Origin of the sequence: Bacillus swezeyi, from assembly GCF_001969815.1 — a bacterium.
In the GTDB taxonomy this organism is placed as follows: Bacteria; Bacillota; Bacilli; order Bacillales; family Bacillaceae; genus Bacillus; species Bacillus swezeyi.
Map to the genome: position 1 here is coordinate 92,320 of NZ_MRBK01000011.1, position 17,512 is coordinate 109,831.

The window sequence follows — 17,512 nt, forward strand, 5'->3', positions numbered from 1 at the left end:
TTTGCTAAACGTTCGAAAGCATATCGGGCGGGACGACTGTTTATTCCTCGAGCAGGGAAGCGCCGGCAATTCCGGGGTGCGTCATCTCATACGGATCTAGAATGAGATCAAGCTCCTCCTCTGTTAAAACATCATGCAATAAACAAAGTTCGCGTACAGATTGGCCTGTGGCAATGGCCTCTTTGGCAATTCTGGCAGCTGCCTCATACCCTAGATGGGGGTTGACGGCGGTAATGACGCCGACGCTTTTTTCAACAAATTCTTTCAGCCTGATTTCATTTGCTTCGATCCCTTTGATGCAGTAATCGGTGAACACGCGGAATCCGTTGTTCATGATTTTGATTGATTGCAGCAGGTTAAATACAAGAACAGGCTCCATCACGTTTAATTCAAGCTGTCCCGCTTCTGAAGCAAGGCAGATGGTATGATCGTTGCCGATGACCTGAAATGCGATCTGATTCATCAGCTCGGGCATGACCGGATTCACTTTGCCCGGCATAATGGAAGAACCGGGCTGGCGCGGCGGAAGCCGGATTTCCGCAAGCCCCGCCCTTGGTCCAGAGGCCATTAAGCGAATATCGTTCGCGATTTTAGACATGTTCATCATCCCTACTTTTAGGGCGGCGGAAACCTCTGTGTAAGCATCGGTGTTTTGGGTGGCATCGACAAGGTGATCCGCCCCTGTCAGCTGATAGCCGCTGATCTCTGACAAATGCTCAACGACATTTTGAATGTATGTTGGATCAGCGTTCAGTCCTGTGCCGACCGCGGTCGCTCCCATATTGACTTCATAAAGATGGTGGCGGGATTGTCTGATCCGCTCGATGTCGCGCTCAATCACGCGCGAATATGCCTCAAATTCCTGTCCGAGCCGAATGGGAACCGCATCTTGAAGATGAGTCCGCCCCATTTTGATGACGGAATCAAATTCGGCTGCTTTTTCGCGGAATGCATCAAGCATATCTTCCATCGTCGCCAAAAGCTTTTTTAAATGATTCAATGTTGCGAGATGAATGGCTGTCGGAAAAACGTCATTCGTTGATTGAGCCATGTTGACATGTGTGTTCGGGCTTAAATGAAAATAATCGCCTTTTTCTTTTCCTAAAAGCTCCAATCCTCTATTTGCGATGACCTCGTTTGCATTCATATTCATTGAAGTGCCGGCTCCGCCTTGAATGGGATCGACGATAAAATGATCATGCCACAGCCCTTCCAATATTTCGCCGGCCGCCTTAACGATGACTTTGCCAAGATCTTTATATAACCGCTTGATATCCATGTTGGCGAGAGCTGCTGCTTTTTTGATCATCGCCAAACCGTTAATCAATTCTTCATCGATCTGATAGCCTGTGATCGGAAAGTTCTCTACCGCCCTCATGGTCTGCACGCCATAGTAAGCGTCAGCCGGAACTTCTTTTTCGCCTAGAAAATCTTTTTCAATTCGGGTTGTTTTCGTTTCCATGGTTATAACCCTCCGTATGTCGTTTCTTATGATGTAGTGTGCCACGATCCGCCGTGTTTTACTTTGCTTTAAAAAAAGTAAAATCGACTCCTGAAAACAGGCTGTCAAGTATTAAAAAGCCTGTTTTTAGTAATGATATCGGATCATTTGCATGTCAAAAAAATTTAAGGAAAGATATGCAGAAAGAGACAACTGGTCAAATAGTTATGTTTGTATATTATTAACTTAATTAAATTTCTTTACTTGTTTCGCTTTTTTGTAGTAAATTCCTTATATAAAATTTTAATATGAGAAAGGAAGAGCTGTGATGGGAAACGTACTGATGATCAATTTTCCCGGGGAAGGTCACATCAACCCTTCGCTTGGTGTGACAAAAGAGCTTCAGGGACGAGGAGAAAAGGTTGTATATTATGCGGTCGAAGAATACGCAGAAAAAATTAAAAAAACAGGGGCTGAAGTTCGTTTATATCCCGATTTCAGAGATTTTTTGTCATTGGGGAAAAACGTAACAGATGAAAAGGAAATGGACTTTGCCGAAATAGGCTACAACATGGCCAAAAAAGCGGACGAGATCGTTCAGATCATCTATCAGGAAGTGAAGGACGAATCTTATGACTATGTGATTTTCGATCATCATTTTCTGGCTGGGAAAATCATTGCTGAAATGCTGGAGCTGCCGAGCATTTCATTATGTACGACATTTGCAATGGATGAAGGGTTTGTCAGCTCATTTACACAAAATCCTCAAAACGATCTTGAACGTTCGCCTTACTTTGAAAAATTCAAGCAGTCTCTCTGCGAATTAAATGACCAGTATCCTATCAGCCTTCGTCAGCCGTTCGATGTGTTTTCATGCCGCGGAGATATAACAATAGTCTTCACATCGAGAGAATTTCAGCCTTATGCCGAACGATTTGATGAGAATTATCTGTTTGTCGGGCCGTCTATCACAAACCGCCAAGATCCGGAAGGCTTCCCATTCGAAGAGCTGGAGGGTGAAACCGTCATCGTCATCTCAATGGGGACGATCTTTAATCAGCAAAAAGACATTTATAACATGTGCATTGAAGCCTTGAAAGACTTCGACGGAAAAGTGGTGTTGTCAATTGGCAAAAATACGAATCCAAATGAGCTCGATCAAATACCGGATCACTTTATTGTCAGGTCTTATATTCCGCAATTGGAGCTTTTGAAAAAAGCAGATTTATTTGTCACACACGGTGGGATGAATAGTACAAATGAGGGGCTTTACTTTGACACGCCGCTGCTCGTCATCCCGATGGGTGGTGATCAGTTCTTCGTCGCCAGCAGGGTAGAACAGGTAGGCGCAGGAATGATGCTGGACAAAACAGAGCTTTCCTCATCTATTCTGCGAACAAAAATAAAAGAAATCATCGAAAACCGCTCTTATGCAAACGGTGCTGCCAAAATCGGCAAATCGCTTCGCAACGCCGGCGGCTACCAAAAAGCTGCAGATGCTGTTTTTGAACTTGTGCATAAAAACTAAAGACGCTCCCCATCAGGAGAGTCACAGCGTGTCGACAAACCCTCGCATTCGTTGTCAGGTATGCTGAAGTCGGTGCTCACATTCAAGAAAGGAACGGCGGCTAATCGCTCAGGCGTCCTGACTGAACGCCGCCGTCATCACATCTAAGTGCGCGGACGTCCTGTCCGAACACCGTCGTTATCACGTCCTGTAAAAGCCCGATGCTCGCCCTTCCCAGACTGCAATGGTTTCGGGTCACACTTTAGTCCATCCGTATCTTTTTCTGAACACTGCCGTCCTTTTTGTGGACGATAACGGCGGTCCCTTTATTTCGGGCGATTTCTTTCGCCCGTTCAACCGCCTCTCGTTTTGTCTCCTTCACATCGCTGGCCCTCTTGGCATCTTCGGCTTTCACCGCCCATCCTTTTTCATGCTTGATGACGTGTTCACACGTTTCCGCCAGAGCTGGACGCGAATTTGAGCTGTCATCATCGCGCTCTGTCTCATCTGCTTCTTCTGAGTAAGCCTTGAGTTCACTTTTGCTTCTGTTTTCGGCCCATTCCTTTGCCTTGCTCGTTGCAATCGGAATGACGCGGTTTTCCTCATAGCCTTCATCCATCATCGCGTTTGCAATTTCAATAGCTTTCTTTTTAACCGGTTTGTCTACATTTTTGAGTGAAGCGGGATAGTCTTCCATTGACCAAGGCATCGCTTGATTCCCCCTTTTTAGGTATGGTTTTTATTTACCCGTTTCAAGCGAATGAAAAAACCGGAATTCTGAGGTGAAACATTGTATACTATAACAAAACAATAAGGAGGACGGACTCTCCGTGCGCAACGTGCAGACAGATTTAGAAGAACAGTTGAAAATCATTGAAAAATGGGAAAAAGAACAGCAGAAAGCATGGTTTTGGGAAAGAATCGGAAGGCTTCCGTTCAAAGTGCTGGACAAGCTGACGCCTGCATTTATTCAAGACAAAATCGGCCTGCTGCTGGATGAAATCGGCGGCTTTATTCAAAACGGCGGGCAATATCTGACTTCTGAAAAACATCTGATTCGCAAGTATCAGAAAAAGCTTCCGAATGAAACGATTCAAACGATTGAAGATATCCAAAAAGCTCCTTTAGCGGTTATGGATCAAATCTGTGAAGATCTTGGGAAAAACAGAGCAAACACCGCGGCCGTACAAGGGGCGACAACGGGGGTAGGCGGCATTTTTACACTCGCAGTCGATATTCCCGCAATCCTCGGCCTTTCTTTAAAAACCTTGCAGGATATCGCGGTATCTTATGGCTACAACCCGCAAGAGAAAACGGAACGAATGTTCATCATCAAGTGCCTGCAGCTCAGTTCGGCTGACATTGTCGGAAAGAGAGCGATTATAGAAGAACTCAGCCACTATCACCAAAGCCCCGGCACCCGCAATAATATGGTCTCGCAAATTCAAGGCTGGCGGGAAGTCGTTTATACATACCGTGATTCCTTCGGCTGGAAAAAGCTATTTCAAATGGTGCCCATAGCAGGCATTCTCTTTGGTGCGATCTCGAATCGTTCGATGATGAACGGAGTGGCTGAAACAGGGATGATGATGTATAAAAAGCGGAGAATCCTTGAGAAGCTTGCAGAGATTGAGAAAGAAAATGAGGAATGTCCCCGGGAAAACAGAGATCAAGAGTAAATGAAAAGGGATGCCGGTTTGACCATGCATCCCTTTATGCCGCTAAGATTTTTCTGTAAAACGCGGGAGCGCGAAGACAATCGCAAAAATCCCGCAGATGCCGATCAAAACCGGATAGAAAGAATAAGGAAGAATGCTGATCGGCGATATCTTCGCAATTTGCGCCGCTGACAGCATTTGTGCTCCGTAGGGGATCAGTCCTTGAATGACGCATGAAAAGATATCAAGGATGCTTGCCGATTTCCGATTGTCGATTCCGTATTGGTCGGATAGATCCTTGGCGAGAGGTCCGGCTGTGATGATAGCAATTGTATTATTGGCCGTAGCCAGATTGGCTGCGCTGACGAGCCCCGCAATTCCGGCTTCCGCTCCTTTTTTTGTGCGGATCCGCCGGGAAACGAATTCGAGCAGGAAGGTGATTCCGCCGTTCCGCTTCATCATTTCCGCCATTCCGCCGATCAGAAGAGACAGGATGATCAGCTCAGACATCCCGCCAATCCCTTCTGTGATCGCCGTTAAATAAGAGTGGAGGGTCAGGCTGCCGTCGAAAATTCCGATCACACCGGCTAAAACGATTCCGCCAAGGATGACGGCCATCACATTAAAACCGAGAAGCGCAAAAATCAAGACGCCGAGATATGGCAGCACTTTTATCCAGCTGTATGTCCCTTCCTGGGATTCAAGGTGTCCTCCCGACGAGAAAATCATCAGCAGAATGATCGTTACGATTGCGGCGGGCAGCACGATCAGGAAATTCGTTTTAAATTTGTCCGACATTTTCGTTTTCTGAGTGCGGACAGCGGCAATCGTCGTATCAGAAATAAAAGACAAGTTATCTCCGAACATTGCGCCGCCGACAACGGCAGCTACCGAGAACGCCGCGGGAACGCCTATTTCGGCGCTGATCCCTGCACTGATCGGAACGAGTGCCGCAATCGTTCCGGTCGAAGTTCCCATCGAAATGGAGATGAAAGCGGCAATGATAAATAAGCCGGCGACCATAAACTGCTCCGGTACGAATGATAGAGCCAGATTCACGGTCGAATCCACAGCCCCCATTGCTTTTGCAGCAGAAGAAAACGCCCCCGCCAAAATAAAGATCATCACCATGATCATAATATCAGGATGTCCCGCGCCTTTTGCAAACCATTCCGTCTTCCGGCTAAGCGGTTCCTTTCGGTTCATGGCGAGCGAAACAACGGATGCAGCCAAGGCCGCGACTACAATTGGAAGGCTGTAAAAGTCGCCCGTTATAAGTCCTGATCCGACGAATAAACAAACAAATAAAAATAGCGGCAAAAGCCCGGAAGCTTTTCCGTTTTGTTTTTCCATGCTGTACACCTCTTCTATCGTTAAAACCGTTTTTTCATCAATATCCAACACTTTAAAAGGCGAACGGTCAAAAGTCAAATGGTAAAATAAGTTCGGGAGAAAAGCAAACAAAAAGAGGGGAAGCTGATCAACTTGAAACCTGGACATAAAATGAACTTTTCTGATCTGACAAAGGACATCAAGGAGAAACACGCCAATTTCATCGTCTCAGAGGTGAATAATCACTGCATGCGGATCGCAGTCTTGCAAGGCGATTATGTGTGGCACTTTCACCCTGATTCAGATGAGCTGTTTATTGTTTTGGAGGGGGAGCTATTGATCGACTTTAAGGATCGTGGCACGGAAGCGGTGAAACCGAACGATTCACTGCTCATTCCGAGAGGCGCGATTCACCGGACGCGCGCGAATGTGAGGACGGTTAACCTTTGTATGGAAAAAACAAGCGCGGAAACCGTGATATTTGCAGAAGGCAACGTGCTGAAGCTGATTCAGTGCAAGCCGGCCGGACAAAACAAACGGCCGTTTAGTGAAGCCCAGGCCAAATGGCGACCGCTTCAAAACATCAATGGGCTCATCAGGCAATGGGGAGGATGGCGGGAGTCCGAGAACGGTCCGGAAGCTGTGATTATGGCGCTTTGGAAGACAAAACGCGATTATTTGCAATTTATGGAGAGAGAGCACGATCTGATATATGAAAGAACGAGTCAGAAAGGAACGTTTGAATCAAGCGATATTGAGCTTATCGAAAATCCGATCGATATAAGCCGCACCCTCGAGAAGCGCGTGCTGGGGCTTGTCCTTGAACCGGAATGGACGGTAAACGGGGTGAGAGGCTAAGCGGGCTGTCCACTGATGTTCTCCGCGACTTTCGTGAATGTGCTATTTTTGTTTACTCTTTTTCAGATGTGGAATGTAAAAACCATAACACTTCAAAAGGAGGAGTTAAAAATGGCAAACAATAACGAAAATAACAAAATGAGCCGTGAAGAAGCAGGTAGAAAAGGCGGGGAGAAAACAAGCCAAAACCATGATAAAGAGTTCTACCAAGAAATCGGCCATAAAGGCGGGGAAACAACAAGCCAAAACCATGATAAGGAATTCTACCAAGAAATCGGCGAAAAAGGCGGAGAAAAGACAAGCCAAACTCATGACAAAGAATTCTATCAAGAAATCGGTGAAAAAGGCGGAGAAAAGACAAGCCAAACTCATGATAAAGAGTTCTACCAAGAGATCGGTCAAAAAGGCGGGGAAAAAACGAGTCAAAATCATGATAAGGAGTTTTACCGAGAGATCGGCGAAAAAGGCGGACGCCAAAGAAGAAGCGGTTAATCAGCAGGAGAGAGGGGCTTTACAGCAGCCCCTCTCTTTTTTTATGCTTTAACTGTCCGCTAACCTGGATTTGTCTATATTAAATTATTATTAATTATTGATCTTGAAATGAGATTTCCGCGGTGTTTTGTTATATAATTTACAGATGGTACTCTAATTGTAATGATGTGACTTTGAATATGCTAAAAAGTTAAGGACTAAAGTACTGGTGGGAGTGTACTCGAATGGCAGCGTTGTTTAAATTTTTTCAGCACCCTGGGGTCAGGCGTTTTTTTGTTTTTGTAGTTTTGGCGGGGGTTTTATATCTATTCCGAAGCATGATGAATCTCATTTTGCTTACATTTATTTTCACCTTTTTAATGAACCGTTTGGAAAATGTGATCAGAAGCTTTTTAAACCGTTTTATTAAGGTCAGCCAGAGACTGATTATATCCTGTTTATACGCGGCTCTTGCCATCGGGCTTTCGATTGGCGGAGTGATGTATTATCCCGTGATCATCACGCAAATACAGCAGATTATTAAACAAGGAAAATATATCGCTTCTCACCCTGACAGTATTCCTTTTCTTGATATGATCACCGATATATTCGGCGATTTCAACCTGACATCATATTTGGAAAAAGGGCTTAACTTTATCTATACATATGTTACGGATATCAGCGCATTTGGCTTGCAAGTGATCCTGTCATTAATTCTCAGCATGTTTTTCCTGATTGAAAAAGATAAAGTCATGAGCTTGATGAATAAATTTAAAACGAGCAAGGTCGCCGTTTTCTATGCAGAAATTGCGTACTTTGGCAAAAAATTCACGAGAACGTTCGGCAAGGTGCTCGAAGCTCAGTTCATCATTGCCTCTATCAATTGCGCCTTAACGACAATCGCTCTCGGAATCATGGGTTTTCCTCAGCTTTTCGGCCTGGCGGTGATGGTGTTTTTCCTTGGATTGGTTCCGGTCGCCGGTGTTGTCATTTCCCTCATTCCGCTGAGCATCATCGCGTACAGCATCGGCGGGATCGCTTATATTGTTTCTTTGGTCCTGGTCATCATGATTGTTCATGCGATCGAAACCTATTTCCTGAATCCGAAATTGATGTCCGCAAAGACGGAGCTGCCGATTTTCTTCACGTTTATCGTGTTGATTTTCTCTGAACATTTTATAGGGATTTGGGGACTAATCATCGGGATTCCAATATTTGTTTTCTTATTGGATATACTGGATGTGACAAATCGAGAAGAAAACCGAACGGCCGGCATTAATAAATAGCATATATTTGTAAATCAAAAAAGGTGGTTTACATATTTCGAATTTTCAGGTATAACTGTTATATAATTATATAGCGCCACACGTTTAATCCTTTTGTAGGAGTGGGGGACCCGATCATTTGGGGTGAATTTTTCTGTTCTATAACGGACAGAAAGACGGACATCTCTTCGTCCGAACCCGTCAGCTAACCTCATCAACGTGAAGAGAGTCATGTGGAACCAAATTGAATGGTAAAAGCCCGTGGGAGATCTCTCATGGGCTTTTTTTAGAAAGGGGAGGCATCAATATGAAGTTAGCTACAAAGATTATCATTGGCTTATTGCTCGGTGCAGCTGTCGGTATTATTTTAAATGTCACTTCACCGGACTTATTTAACAAGCTAAATACATTTTTATTCGGACCGCTCGGCACGATCTTTTTAAATCTGATTAAAATGCTTGTTGTACCGATTGTTTTCTTCTCTCTCACTTTAGGGGTAGCGGGACTTGGAGATCCGAAGAAGCTTGGCAGAATCGGTGCGAAGACGATTTCTTACTTTTTGACAACGACTGCGGTCGCTATTACTATCGGACTTATTTTGGCACTGGTCATAAAGCCGGGGAAAATTGGGACCTATGATACAAGCGCTGCCGAATACTCTGCGGAGAAAGCGCCAAACGTTGCTGAAACGCTTTTGAATATCATTCCGACAAACCCTGTTCAAGCGATGGCTGAAGGAAATATGCTGCAAATCATCGCCTTCTCCATCTTAGTCGGCCTCGGGATTACAATGCTTGGGAAAAAAGCGGATGCCCTTCTGAAAGTGGTTGAACAAGGGAACGATTTAATGATGTACCTCGTCAACTTTGTCATGAAGTTCGCGCCATATGGAACGTTCGGTTTGATCGCAGGCGCAATCGGAAGTCAAGGCTGGGATGCCATCAAAGCGATGGGACTTTATATGATTGTCGTTATTCTTGCTCTTTTCATCCATGCGGTCGTTACGTACGGCTCGACAGTGGCTCTGATTGCAAAACGAAATCCTTTAACATTCTTTAAAGATTTTTCAGAAGTGATGGTTGTTGCGTTCAGTACGTCAAGCAGTAATGCGACATTGCCGGTTTCGATGGACGTCGCTCAAAGAAAGCTGAAAGTACCTGAGCCGATCAGCAGCTTTGTTCAGCCGCTCGGAGCTACGATCAATATGGACGGAACGGCGATCATGCAAGGGGTTGCGACAGTGTTTATCGCCCAGGTTTACAATGTTGACCTGTCATTTACCCAGCTGATAACAGTCGTACTGACAGCAGTGCTTGCCAGCATCGGAACAGCGGGGGTTCCCGGCGTTGGATTGATCCTTCTGGCAATGGTTCTTCAGACGGTTGGTCTACCTGTTGAAGGAATTGCGCTAATATTGGGAATTGACCGACTCTTGGACATGATCCGGACGGCTGTCAACACAACAGGGGATGCGGCATGTGCCGTCATTGTCACCGAGACAGAGAAAAAACACGGCAAAATCGAAGCCCCTCATACAGAAGTGTCCATGTAAAGCAAAAATGCTATAATCAAACAGTGCCTGTTTCAGGCGCTGTTTATTTTTTTGGATTGAGGAGGAAATCATGGCGAAACATCCTGTTTTACATATAGAAAACGTAGATAAAAACATGGACGGCCGGATGATACTGCACGATATTCATTTGACGGCGGAGGAAGGCGAAATCATCGGCCTGCTCGGTCCGAACGGTTCGGGAAAAACAACGCTCATCAAATTGATCACCGGTTTAATCCAAATGAGCGGCGGTTCGATTGCCATAAACGGTTTCCCGATTGACCGCCAATTTGAACAAGCGATTCAAGCGGTCGGAGCGATCGTCGAAAATCCTGAATTTTACCCGTATTTGACAGGCTATGAAAATCTGAAACATTATGCCAATATGCATCACGATATTACAATTGAAAGATTAAAAGAAGTGGTCATAAGAGTCGGTCTGGAAGCGGCGATTCATGATAAAGTGAAAACATATTCGCTCGGAATGAAGCAGCGTCTCGGAATTGCTCAGGCGATTCTTCACCGGCCCAAGCTGCTGATTTTGGACGAACCGACAAATGGATTGGATCCGGCGGGAATGAAAGATTTCCGTGAACATTTGCGGGAACTGGCCAAAGAGGAAGGGACGGCGATCCTTTTTGCCACCCACTTGCTGAAGGAAGTGGAAGACTTGTGCGACCGCGTCGTCATTCTTCAAAAAGGAAAGATCAAATCGGAAGTCATCCTGAATGATAGAGACGAAAAACGGGAAAAGGCGCTTTTGGAAGTGCAGCCTCAGGAAAAAGCGCTTCAGTGGCTGTCAGAGCATGGATATGAAGCATATGCAGAAAAAGGAATGCTGGCCGTCAAAGTCGCGAAAGCGCAAATACCGGCTTTAAACCAACAGCTTGTCGCAAACGATATCGACGTCTATTCGATATCGCCGTTTAAACATTCTCTTGAGGATGAATATATGGTGTTGACGAATGGGACGGAAGAGAGGAATTCTGATGTTTAGACTGATTCAAAACGAGCATGTCAAACTGCTTAAGCGAAGAGTAACATTTGTATCGCTGGCTCTGATTGTTATCCTGCAATTTCTGCTTGCTTTGGTGACGAAGAGGATCCTGATGGGAGCCGGCGCCGATGATCATTTTATCGGCTATTTTTCGTTTGCGCCAAACCTCAATATTCTCTTGCAGGGACTTTCGATTGTGGTGGCAGCCTCCATCATATCGTTTGAATATGATAAAAAGACGATCAAATTTTTGCTGATCCGCCCTGTCAGCAGGGAGAAAATTTTAGTTTCAAAGTTTTTGACGAGCGTGCTCGCAAGCATTTGGCTTTTTTTCATCTACTACGGATTTTCTTTGCTGTTCGGCCTGCTCTTTTTCGGTGTGAAGCTTGACGAAAAAGCGGAGCCGTTATTTTTAAATACGCTCCAGCTAATCGGTTCACAGTGGCTTGAAGTTTTTTTGATGGTTTCGTTTGCCTTTTTATGCTCGGCATTGTTTAGAAGCAGTGCGCTCAGCATCATGGTTTCGATTGTCGTACTGTATGGAGCGAAAATGCTTGTTACGATCATGTCGTACTTGGAAAACCCGCTTGGGAAATTTTTGCTGTTTGCCAACACCGATTTAACCCAATACGCTGGACAGACAAAGCCGCTGTTTGCGGGAATGACACCTTTATTTTCACTGTTTATCATCTTCACCCATTTCGTATTTTTTCTCGGTGCGGCTTGGTGGAGCTTCTGTAAACGAGATATGAGGGTATAAAAGATATTTGTCAAAAGTGTGACGAAAGGAATGACACTTTTGTGAAAAATGTCGCATTTACCGATTCATAATCCCTTTTTCCCTTATAATTTGAACGATAAGGGAATGGGGGATGAGACATCTATGAGAAAATTTATTACGGCTATGCCGATGATTTTGCTGTTGTCATTTTCATTCGCATCTTTTGCATTTCATTTCGATCATCTCGTTTATTTTAGACTTGCACTTGGAATGTTTTCGCTTGCAGGTTTGTTTATGTTATATCAATTAAAAAACGGCGTCCGCCTTTTTATGGGGTATCTTTATGCAAGCTGGATCGTGCTGGCCGGCATTGCCGCATATGAAGAACCGCTTTTTTCCGACTTTTTCTTCGGCGGTCTTGCGGTCACGATGGGCTATTTAACATACATGCTGATCTACCTCGGTATGAAGGTGGACGGCAGGGACGGTCAAACCGTTTAAATCAAAAGAAAAGTGCGCACTCGCCGAGTGCGTGCTTTTTTGCATGATCATGGTTATTGGTTGCACATTCGCTTTTATAAAACTATAATACTTATTAAACTTATCGGAATTATGTCAGGAGGGTGCCGGTGTGTGCTCAGTATTTGTAAAAAATGAAAAACAGCAGGAATGGCTAAGCAAAATTGGGAATCTTGCAGATGAGTTTGCGAAAACGTCAGCCTATTATGATGAACATGCTTTGTTTCCTGAAGAACATGTTCAAAAGCTGCGTGATTCAGGCTATACAGCGCTGACTGTCGGCAAAGACTACGGAGGAGAAGGCATTTCGCTTTATGACATGCTGCTCTTTCAGGAAAGGCTGGCCAAAGGCGACGGACCCACGGCTCTCAGCATCGGCTGGCACTTGAGTGTGATGGGGGAATTGGCAGAAGGAAACAGCTGGGACAATGATGTGTTTACTTTGATTTCTGAAGAAGCGTTAAACGGTGCGCTTATCAACAGAGCAGCCAGCGAAGCGCAGACAGGCAGCCCGACGAGAGGCGGCCGCCCTGGTACGAATGCCGTCAGAGAAGGGGACGGCTGGGTAGTTAATGGGAGAAAAACCTTTACGACAATGTCTCCCGTGCTAGATTATTTTCTTGTCACCGCATGGGTTGAAGAAAAACAAACGATCGGCGTTTTTTTAATTCATAAGGACACGGAAGGACTGGCAATCGAAGAAACATGGGATATGATCGCGATGCGAGGCACTGGGAGCCATGATCTAGTTCTGACTGATGTCCGCCTGAACGATTCCATGCTCGTTGAGCTGCAAATGAAAAAAAGAACGGATAAAATCAATGGCTGGCTTTTGCACATTCCGGCCGTTTATCTGGGGATCGCGCAAGCAGCGAGAGATGATGCCGTCCGATTTGCAAATGACTATACGCCCAACAGTTTGAAAGGGCCGATTAAAGAAGTGCCCGCGGTTCAGCGGCATATCGGTGAAATGGATCTTGAGCTGATGAAAGCCCGTCATTTTTTGTATCATGTCGCAGAGCTTTATGATGATCCAAAACGCCGCGGCCTTTTAACAGGAGAGCTTGGAGCCGTTAAGCATACGGTCACAAATACAGCTGTTGCTGTCGTAGACAAAGCGATGAGAGTCGTCGGAGCGAAAAGCCTGGCCAGAACAAACCCGCTGCAGAGATACTACCGCGACGTCCGGGCGGGACTCCACAACCCGCCGATGGATGATGCGACAATCAGCAAGCTTGCAGGATTGGCATTCAGCGAATAGGATCTGCTTCACAAACGTCAAAAGAAGCCGGACAAAAACGTCCGGCTTCTTTTTATAGTCGTTTTTCTTTAGAGACGGAGAGCAGACTGTTTTCATGTCTGCGGTCCATTTTCGCATAGATCATATCCATTTCTTTAGGGCTGCGGATGATTTCTTTCTTATATTCTTCGACAAGCTGATGGTAGGTTTTAATCTTTCGTTTTGACATTATTGTCCGCCTTTCTTTAATGATCGGTATTCGCTTTCAAGTTCGCTTAAAGTCAATTCATAAAGATGGCGTTCTGCTTTTTTGTATATACCCAGCTGAATTAACCGCTGTATTAATCGTTTTCTTCTAATTTCCACCGCTTCTTTTAATTGAGGGGCCATAGATATTCACCTCATACTTATAATTGATATTGATAATCATTATCACTTAGTATTATACAAAACAAAACCACATCCTGTAAAGGGATATCCATTAAAGAATATTGAAGAAGAAAACAAAATATGAATTATTATCCAATTAAAAGACAAAAAAAAGAAGCCGACATGGGCTTCACAACTAGAAAAAATAATTGCAAAATAGGAACAAAAATCATTCTACCTGATTATAAAAAACGAATCAAGAACTTTTTGCGAAATTTCGACATTAACACGTTTCCCGGGAAATACTTTATGTCGAATCTTTGCTATACTGTTAAAAATTTTGAATCGGAAGCATAGAACATATTCAGCTGAAACAATTTTGACCGCTGCCCCGTCTTTTAAAGAGATAAGAAAATGGACATGGCTGCCCCCATGTCCAAAGAAAAAGACATAAAAAGTTGACTTGATACGAATTAGCTTATATGTTCGGACAAAAATTCGTTTACTTCTTCAGGCGTTTTGGCATTTGCGCTGTGAAGATGCCCTGTTTTTTCGCCATTTTTGAAAATTAATAGGCTTGGAATGCCCATGACTTGATACTTGTCGGCAAGCTCCGGAAGATCATCCTTGTTCAGTTCATACCACTCATTATCCTGATATGCGTCAAGAATGTCGCCGATGAACATATTCATGCGGGTGCAGTCAGGGCACCAGTCAGCGTAAAACTTAACAATGATCTCTTTATCGGATTGAATCAATTCATTAAATTGTGCTTCTGTTGTGATTTTTTTCAATTGGAACCTCTCCTTTTCAATGCCATTTTAATATAAAATGAAAAGGATTTACATACAAATGCTTTTTTCTATACTGCTCAATGTATCTAAAATAATTAGATCATTTTCCTGGGAAAGTGATAAGATAGTAAAGATGAATCCAGTGGGGGGAGTACGAATTGAAGACAAAATTAGGATTGGTATACGGCGGGAAATCAGCGGAGCATAACGTTTCCCTGCAAACTGCGCTAGCCGTCACGAAAGCATTAGATACTGAAAAATTTGATATACATCCGATTTATATAACAGAAAAAGGCGAATGGGTGCGAGGGCCGCAGCTGTCAGAGCCAGTTTCAAACGTTAAAATGCTTCAATTTGAGCAGACGGGAGAGACGTTTTCTCCTGCAGCCTTAAACCGCGACATGTTCCCAGGCCAGTCAAATTCGCAAGAAAAAGCAATCGATGTTGTTTTTCCGCTTTTGCACGGGCCGAACGGAGAAGACGGCACGATTCAGGGCATGCTGGAGCTTTTAAATGTTCCTTACGTTGGAAATGGGGTATTGGCTTCGTCAGCAGGAATGGATAAAGTGGTCATGAAGCATCTGTTTGCACAAGCAGGTCTTGATCAGGCAAAATACGTTTCTTTTGTGAAAAGAAACTGGAACACAGCAAAAGAAGAAAGCTATCATCAAGTTGAAGAGGAGCTTGGCTATCCGTGCTTTGTTAAACCTGCAAACCTCGGGTCAAGCGTCGGCATCAGCAAATGCCGAAACCGCGCCGAGCTTGATAAGGCTTTTGAACTTGCATTCCAATATGACCGGAAAATCGTCGTAGAGGAAGGCGTCATCGGCCGCGAAATAGAAATCGGCGTTCTGGGGAATGATGAACCGATCTGTTCAGTCGCAGGCGAAATTGCTCCGAAGAAAGATTTCTATGACTATAAAGCAAAATATGAAGACGGTGACACCGATTTGATCATTCCGGCTTCCTTAGCGGAAGATGAATACGAAACAATGTGCAGCATGGCGGTCAAAGCTTTTCAGGCGATTGACGGCTCAGGCCTTGTCAGAGCTGACTTTTTCCTGACAAACGAAGGCAGGGTGCTGATCAATGAAGTCAACACGATGCCCGGATTTACGCCGTTCAGCATGTTCCCGCTTCTGTGGAAGCAATCAGGAGTTGAGTATGCTGAATTGATCGAAAAGCTCGTCGCTTTGGCAATCGAGCGCCACGAAGAAAAACAGCAGATTAAACATACTTTTTAACGGGCGGCCGGACACCCGGCAGCCCCTGACTACATCCGGCATGGTTTTCGAAAGGTGCGGGACGCGCCCTTCGCTTTGATATCTTAAGACACTATCTTTTTTGTGATAGTGTCTCTTTTCCTTGCTGGAGAAAGAGAGGGACAAACATGATAAAAAGAACGGTAAAAGAAATTGCTGATATGGCGGAAGGCTTCCTTGCCGATGAATCTTTTGGCGAACGGCCGGTGAAGGGCGTTTCAACAGATTCAAGAAAACTGGAAAAGGATCAATTGTTTATTCCGCTTGCAGGAGAACGGTTCAACGGCCATGCTTTTGCAGAACAGGCTTTTCGCAAAGGCGTTGCGGCTGTGCTCTGGAATCGAAACGAACCGAATCCGCCGGAAGGAAGCGCGGTCATTATCGTGGATGATACGCTGGAAGCGCTGCAGAAGCTTGCGAAAGCATACCGTCATCAGCTTGATATAAAAGTAGTTGGTGTAACCGGTTCAAATGGGAAGACGACGACGAAAGATATGATTCATTCCGTTTTAGAAACCGAATACAAAGTGCATAAAACGGAAGGGAACTATAATAATCACATCGGTTTGCCTCTTACCATTCTCGCGATGCCGGAAGATACAGAAGTCGCCGTGCTTGAGATGGGGATGAGCGCCAAAGGAGAAATCGATTTTCTCACCCGTTTGGGGCGTCCCGATATTGCTGTCATCACGAATATCGGCGAATCGCATCTGCTTGAACTCGGTTCAAGAGAAGGGATTGCCCAAGCAAAGCTGGAAATCGTCAACGGTCTTTCCAAAGAAGGTACACTGATTTATGTCGGGGATGAGCCGCTTCTGTCCGAAAAGCTGGAGCAGCCTCCTTATCAAACAAAAACGTTCGGCGAAGACCCGGCTTTGGACTATCAGCTAGAGGACATGAGCCAGACAGAAGAAGGGACTGCTTTTCGCGTCAGAGGGATCGACAACAGTTTCTTTATCCCTGTGCTCGGCAAGCATAATGTGAAAAATGCTCTGGCGGCAATTGCAGCGGGAGATCTTTTGAATGTCAGCCGCACACACATCGCCGAAGGGCTTACAAAGCTGAAAGTAACGGGAATGAGACTTGAACTGATGAAAACCCGAGCCGGCATTGCGGTCATTAACGATGCCTACAATGCAAGCCCGACATCCATGAAAGCGGCGATTGAGCTTGTGGAGCAAATGAAGGGCTACGGGAAAAAAATGCTGGTTCTTGGTGACATGCTTGAACTTGGCGAAGGGGAAAAAGCGTTTCACGAAGAAATCGGGCAATCGATTCATCCTGATTCCGTCGACCTTGTATTTGCATACGGCGACCTCGGTGCATATATTGCAAAAGGGGCACGTAAACATTTTCCGGAGCATCGCGTCATGCATTTCAGCAAGGAAGACAAAGACAGTCTCAAAAACGCGCTGAAAGAAAAAGCGACTGCCGGAGATTTAGTCCTTGTGAAAGCATCAAGGGGAATGAGACTTGAGGAAGCGGTAAAAGAGTTGTAAAGGAATCATAAAGTCGTTTTTTTTATA

At 44.9% G+C, this 17,512-nt stretch carries 18 protein-coding genes, 2 pseudogenes and 1 riboswitch; of the genes and pseudogenes, 13 read left to right on the forward strand and 7 right to left on the reverse strand.

Going from position 1 to position 17,512, the window contains the following annotated elements:
* Window positions 1–40: 40 nt before the first annotated feature.
* Window positions 41–1,462, reverse strand: a complete 1,422-nt coding sequence (gene aspA / locus BTA30_RS10720; protein WP_076761244.1) for an aspartate ammonia-lyase — start codon at window positions 1,460–1,462, stop codon at window positions 41–43.
* Between the two features lie 307 nt (window positions 1,463–1,769).
* Between aspA and BTA30_RS10725 the strand changes: the two genes are divergently transcribed.
* On the forward strand, window positions 1,770–2,969 hold the full coding sequence (locus BTA30_RS10725) for a macrolide family glycosyltransferase (protein WP_076761245.1): 1,200 nt from the start codon (window positions 1,770–1,772) through the stop codon (window positions 2,967–2,969).
* 100 nt (window positions 2,970–3,069) lie between these two features.
* Here the strand turns inward: BTA30_RS10725 and BTA30_RS23165 are convergent, their stop codons facing one another.
* Both BTA30_RS23165 and BTA30_RS10730 read right to left on the reverse strand, forming a co-directional pair.
* A complete protein-coding gene (locus BTA30_RS23165) occupies window positions 3,070–3,207 on the reverse strand; it encodes a hypothetical protein (protein WP_158027622.1) in 138 nt (45 codons plus the stop codon).
* A gap of 3 nt (window positions 3,208–3,210) precedes the next feature.
* Entirely contained in the window at window positions 3,211–3,657 is a 447-nt protein-coding gene (locus BTA30_RS10730; RefSeq protein WP_076761246.1) for a DUF2188 domain-containing protein, read from the reverse strand.
* Between the two features lie 121 nt (window positions 3,658–3,778).
* On the opposite strand from BTA30_RS10730, the gene BTA30_RS10735 reads away from it, so the two are divergent.
* Window positions 3,779–4,627 (forward strand): EcsC family protein, encoded by an 849-nt coding sequence (locus BTA30_RS10735; protein ID WP_076761247.1) that lies wholly within the window; start codon window positions 3,779–3,781, stop codon window positions 4,625–4,627.
* A 42-nt stretch (window positions 4,628–4,669) separates the two neighbouring features.
* Here the strand turns inward: BTA30_RS10735 and BTA30_RS10740 are convergent, their stop codons facing one another.
* Complete coding sequence (locus BTA30_RS10740) at window positions 4,670–6,106, reverse strand: Na+/H+ antiporter NhaC family protein (RefSeq protein WP_275667190.1); 1,437 nt, start codon at window positions 6,104–6,106, stop codon at window positions 4,670–4,672.
* A 3-nt stretch (window positions 6,107–6,109) separates the two neighbouring features.
* On the opposite strand from BTA30_RS10740, the pseudogene BTA30_RS24240 reads away from it, so the two are divergent.
* From BTA30_RS24240 to BTA30_RS10780, 9 genes and pseudogenes are all read left to right on the forward strand, one after another.
* Window positions 6,110–6,427: pseudogene (locus tag BTA30_RS24240) on the forward strand (cupin domain-containing protein); the annotation flags it as partial.
* Between the two features lie 21 nt (window positions 6,428–6,448).
* Window positions 6,449–6,796 (forward strand): annotated as a pseudogene (locus BTA30_RS24245) (YdbC family protein); the annotation flags it as partial.
* A 111-nt stretch (window positions 6,797–6,907) separates the two neighbouring features.
* Complete coding sequence (gene gsiB / locus BTA30_RS10750) at window positions 6,908–7,288, forward strand: glucose starvation-inducible protein GsiB (protein WP_076761248.1); 381 nt, start codon at window positions 6,908–6,910, stop codon at window positions 7,286–7,288.
* Window positions 7,289–7,512: 224 nt separating this feature from the next.
* The gene (locus tag BTA30_RS10755; protein ID WP_076761249.1) at window positions 7,513–8,553 is read left to right on the forward strand and encodes an AI-2E family transporter; all 1,041 of its coding nucleotides are present in this window, start codon (window positions 7,513–7,515) and stop codon (window positions 8,551–8,553) included.
* Between the two features lie 71 nt (window positions 8,554–8,624).
* Window positions 8,625–8,766: riboswitch (cyclic di-AMP (ydaO/yuaA leader) on the forward strand.
* Between the two features lie 73 nt (window positions 8,767–8,839).
* Window positions 8,840–10,084, forward strand: coding sequence for a dicarboxylate/amino acid:cation symporter (locus BTA30_RS10760; RefSeq protein WP_076761250.1), 1,245 nt, complete (start codon window positions 8,840–8,842; stop codon window positions 10,082–10,084).
* A gap of 70 nt (window positions 10,085–10,154) precedes the next feature.
* Window positions 10,155–11,081, forward strand: a complete 927-nt coding sequence (locus tag BTA30_RS10765; RefSeq protein WP_076761251.1) for an ABC transporter ATP-binding protein — start codon at window positions 10,155–10,157, stop codon at window positions 11,079–11,081.
* A complete protein-coding gene (locus BTA30_RS10770) occupies window positions 11,074–11,841 on the forward strand; it encodes an ABC transporter permease (protein WP_076761252.1) in 768 nt (255 codons plus the stop codon). The genes BTA30_RS10765 and BTA30_RS10770 overlap by 8 nt, the downstream gene beginning before the upstream one ends.
* Window positions 11,842–11,964: 123 nt before the next feature.
* Complete coding sequence (locus BTA30_RS10775) at window positions 11,965–12,303, forward strand: hypothetical protein (RefSeq protein ID WP_076761253.1); 339 nt, start codon at window positions 11,965–11,967, stop codon at window positions 12,301–12,303.
* 130 nt (window positions 12,304–12,433) lie between these two features.
* Window positions 12,434–13,582, forward strand: a complete 1,149-nt coding sequence (locus BTA30_RS10780) for an acyl-CoA dehydrogenase family protein (RefSeq protein ID WP_076761254.1) — start codon at window positions 12,434–12,436, stop codon at window positions 13,580–13,582.
* Window positions 13,583–13,634: 52 nt separating this feature from the next.
* Here BTA30_RS10780 and fbpB read toward each other — a convergent pair whose 3' ends face one another.
* From fbpB to BTA30_RS10800, 3 genes are all read right to left on the reverse strand, one after another.
* Window positions 13,635–13,790, reverse strand: coding sequence for a Fur-regulated basic protein FbpB (gene fbpB / locus BTA30_RS10785; protein ID WP_076761255.1), 156 nt, complete (start codon window positions 13,788–13,790; stop codon window positions 13,635–13,637).
* The gene (locus tag BTA30_RS10790) at window positions 13,790–13,951 is read right to left on the reverse strand and encodes a Fur-regulated basic protein FbpA (protein ID WP_076761256.1); all 162 of its coding nucleotides are present in this window, start codon (window positions 13,949–13,951) and stop codon (window positions 13,790–13,792) included. The genes fbpB and BTA30_RS10790 overlap by 1 nt, the downstream gene beginning before the upstream one ends.
* Window positions 13,952–14,403: 452 nt before the next feature.
* On the reverse strand, window positions 14,404–14,724 hold the full coding sequence (locus tag BTA30_RS10800; protein ID WP_076761258.1) for a thioredoxin family protein: 321 nt from the start codon (window positions 14,722–14,724) through the stop codon (window positions 14,404–14,406).
* A 158-nt stretch (window positions 14,725–14,882) separates the two neighbouring features.
* Here BTA30_RS10800 and BTA30_RS10805 point away from each other — a divergent pair, with 158 nt between their 5' ends.
* Both BTA30_RS10805 and BTA30_RS10810 read left to right on the forward strand, forming a co-directional pair.
* Complete coding sequence (locus tag BTA30_RS10805; protein ID WP_076761259.1) at window positions 14,883–15,968, forward strand: D-alanine--D-alanine ligase; 1,086 nt, start codon at window positions 14,883–14,885, stop codon at window positions 15,966–15,968.
* Window positions 15,969–16,114: 146 nt separating this feature from the next.
* Entirely contained in the window at window positions 16,115–17,485 is a 1,371-nt protein-coding gene (locus BTA30_RS10810; protein WP_076761260.1) for a UDP-N-acetylmuramoyl-tripeptide--D-alanyl-D-alanine ligase, read from the forward strand.
* The last annotated feature ends 27 nt before the right edge of the window (window positions 17,486–17,512 follow it).

Coding starts and splice junctions, on each gene's coding strand:
- aspA (WP_076761244.1), bottom strand. CDS start 1,462: ATGGAAACGAAAACAACCCGAATTGAAAAAGATTTTCTAGGCGAAAAA.
- BTA30_RS10725 (WP_076761245.1), top strand. CDS start 1,770: ATGGGAAACGTACTGATGATCAATTTTCCCGGGGAAGGTCACATCAAC.
- BTA30_RS10730 (WP_076761246.1), bottom strand. CDS start 3,657: ATGCCTTGGTCAATGGAAGACTATCCCGCTTCACTCAAAAATGTAGAC.
- BTA30_RS10740 (WP_275667190.1), bottom strand. CDS start 6,106: ATGTCCAGGTTTCAAGTTGATCAGCTTCCCCTCTTTTTGTTTGCTTTT.
- gsiB (WP_076761248.1), top strand. CDS start 6,908: ATGGCAAACAATAACGAAAATAACAAAATGAGCCGTGAAGAAGCAGGT.
- BTA30_RS10755 (WP_076761249.1), top strand. CDS start 7,513: ATGGCAGCGTTGTTTAAATTTTTTCAGCACCCTGGGGTCAGGCGTTTT.
- BTA30_RS10760 (WP_076761250.1), top strand. CDS start 8,840: ATGAAGTTAGCTACAAAGATTATCATTGGCTTATTGCTCGGTGCAGCT.
- BTA30_RS10765 (WP_076761251.1), top strand. CDS start 10,155: ATGGCGAAACATCCTGTTTTACATATAGAAAACGTAGATAAAAACATG.
- BTA30_RS10770 (WP_076761252.1), top strand. CDS start 11,074: ATGTTTAGACTGATTCAAAACGAGCATGTCAAACTGCTTAAGCGAAGA.
- BTA30_RS10775 (WP_076761253.1), top strand. CDS start 11,965: ATGAGAAAATTTATTACGGCTATGCCGATGATTTTGCTGTTGTCATTT.
- fbpB (WP_076761255.1), bottom strand. CDS start 13,790: ATGTCAAAACGAAAGATTAAAACCTACCATCAGCTTGTCGAAGAATAT.
- BTA30_RS10790 (WP_076761256.1), bottom strand. CDS start 13,951: ATGGCCCCTCAATTAAAAGAAGCGGTGGAAATTAGAAGAAAACGATTA.
- BTA30_RS10810 (WP_076761260.1), top strand. CDS start 16,115: ATGATAAAAAGAACGGTAAAAGAAATTGCTGATATGGCGGAAGGCTTC.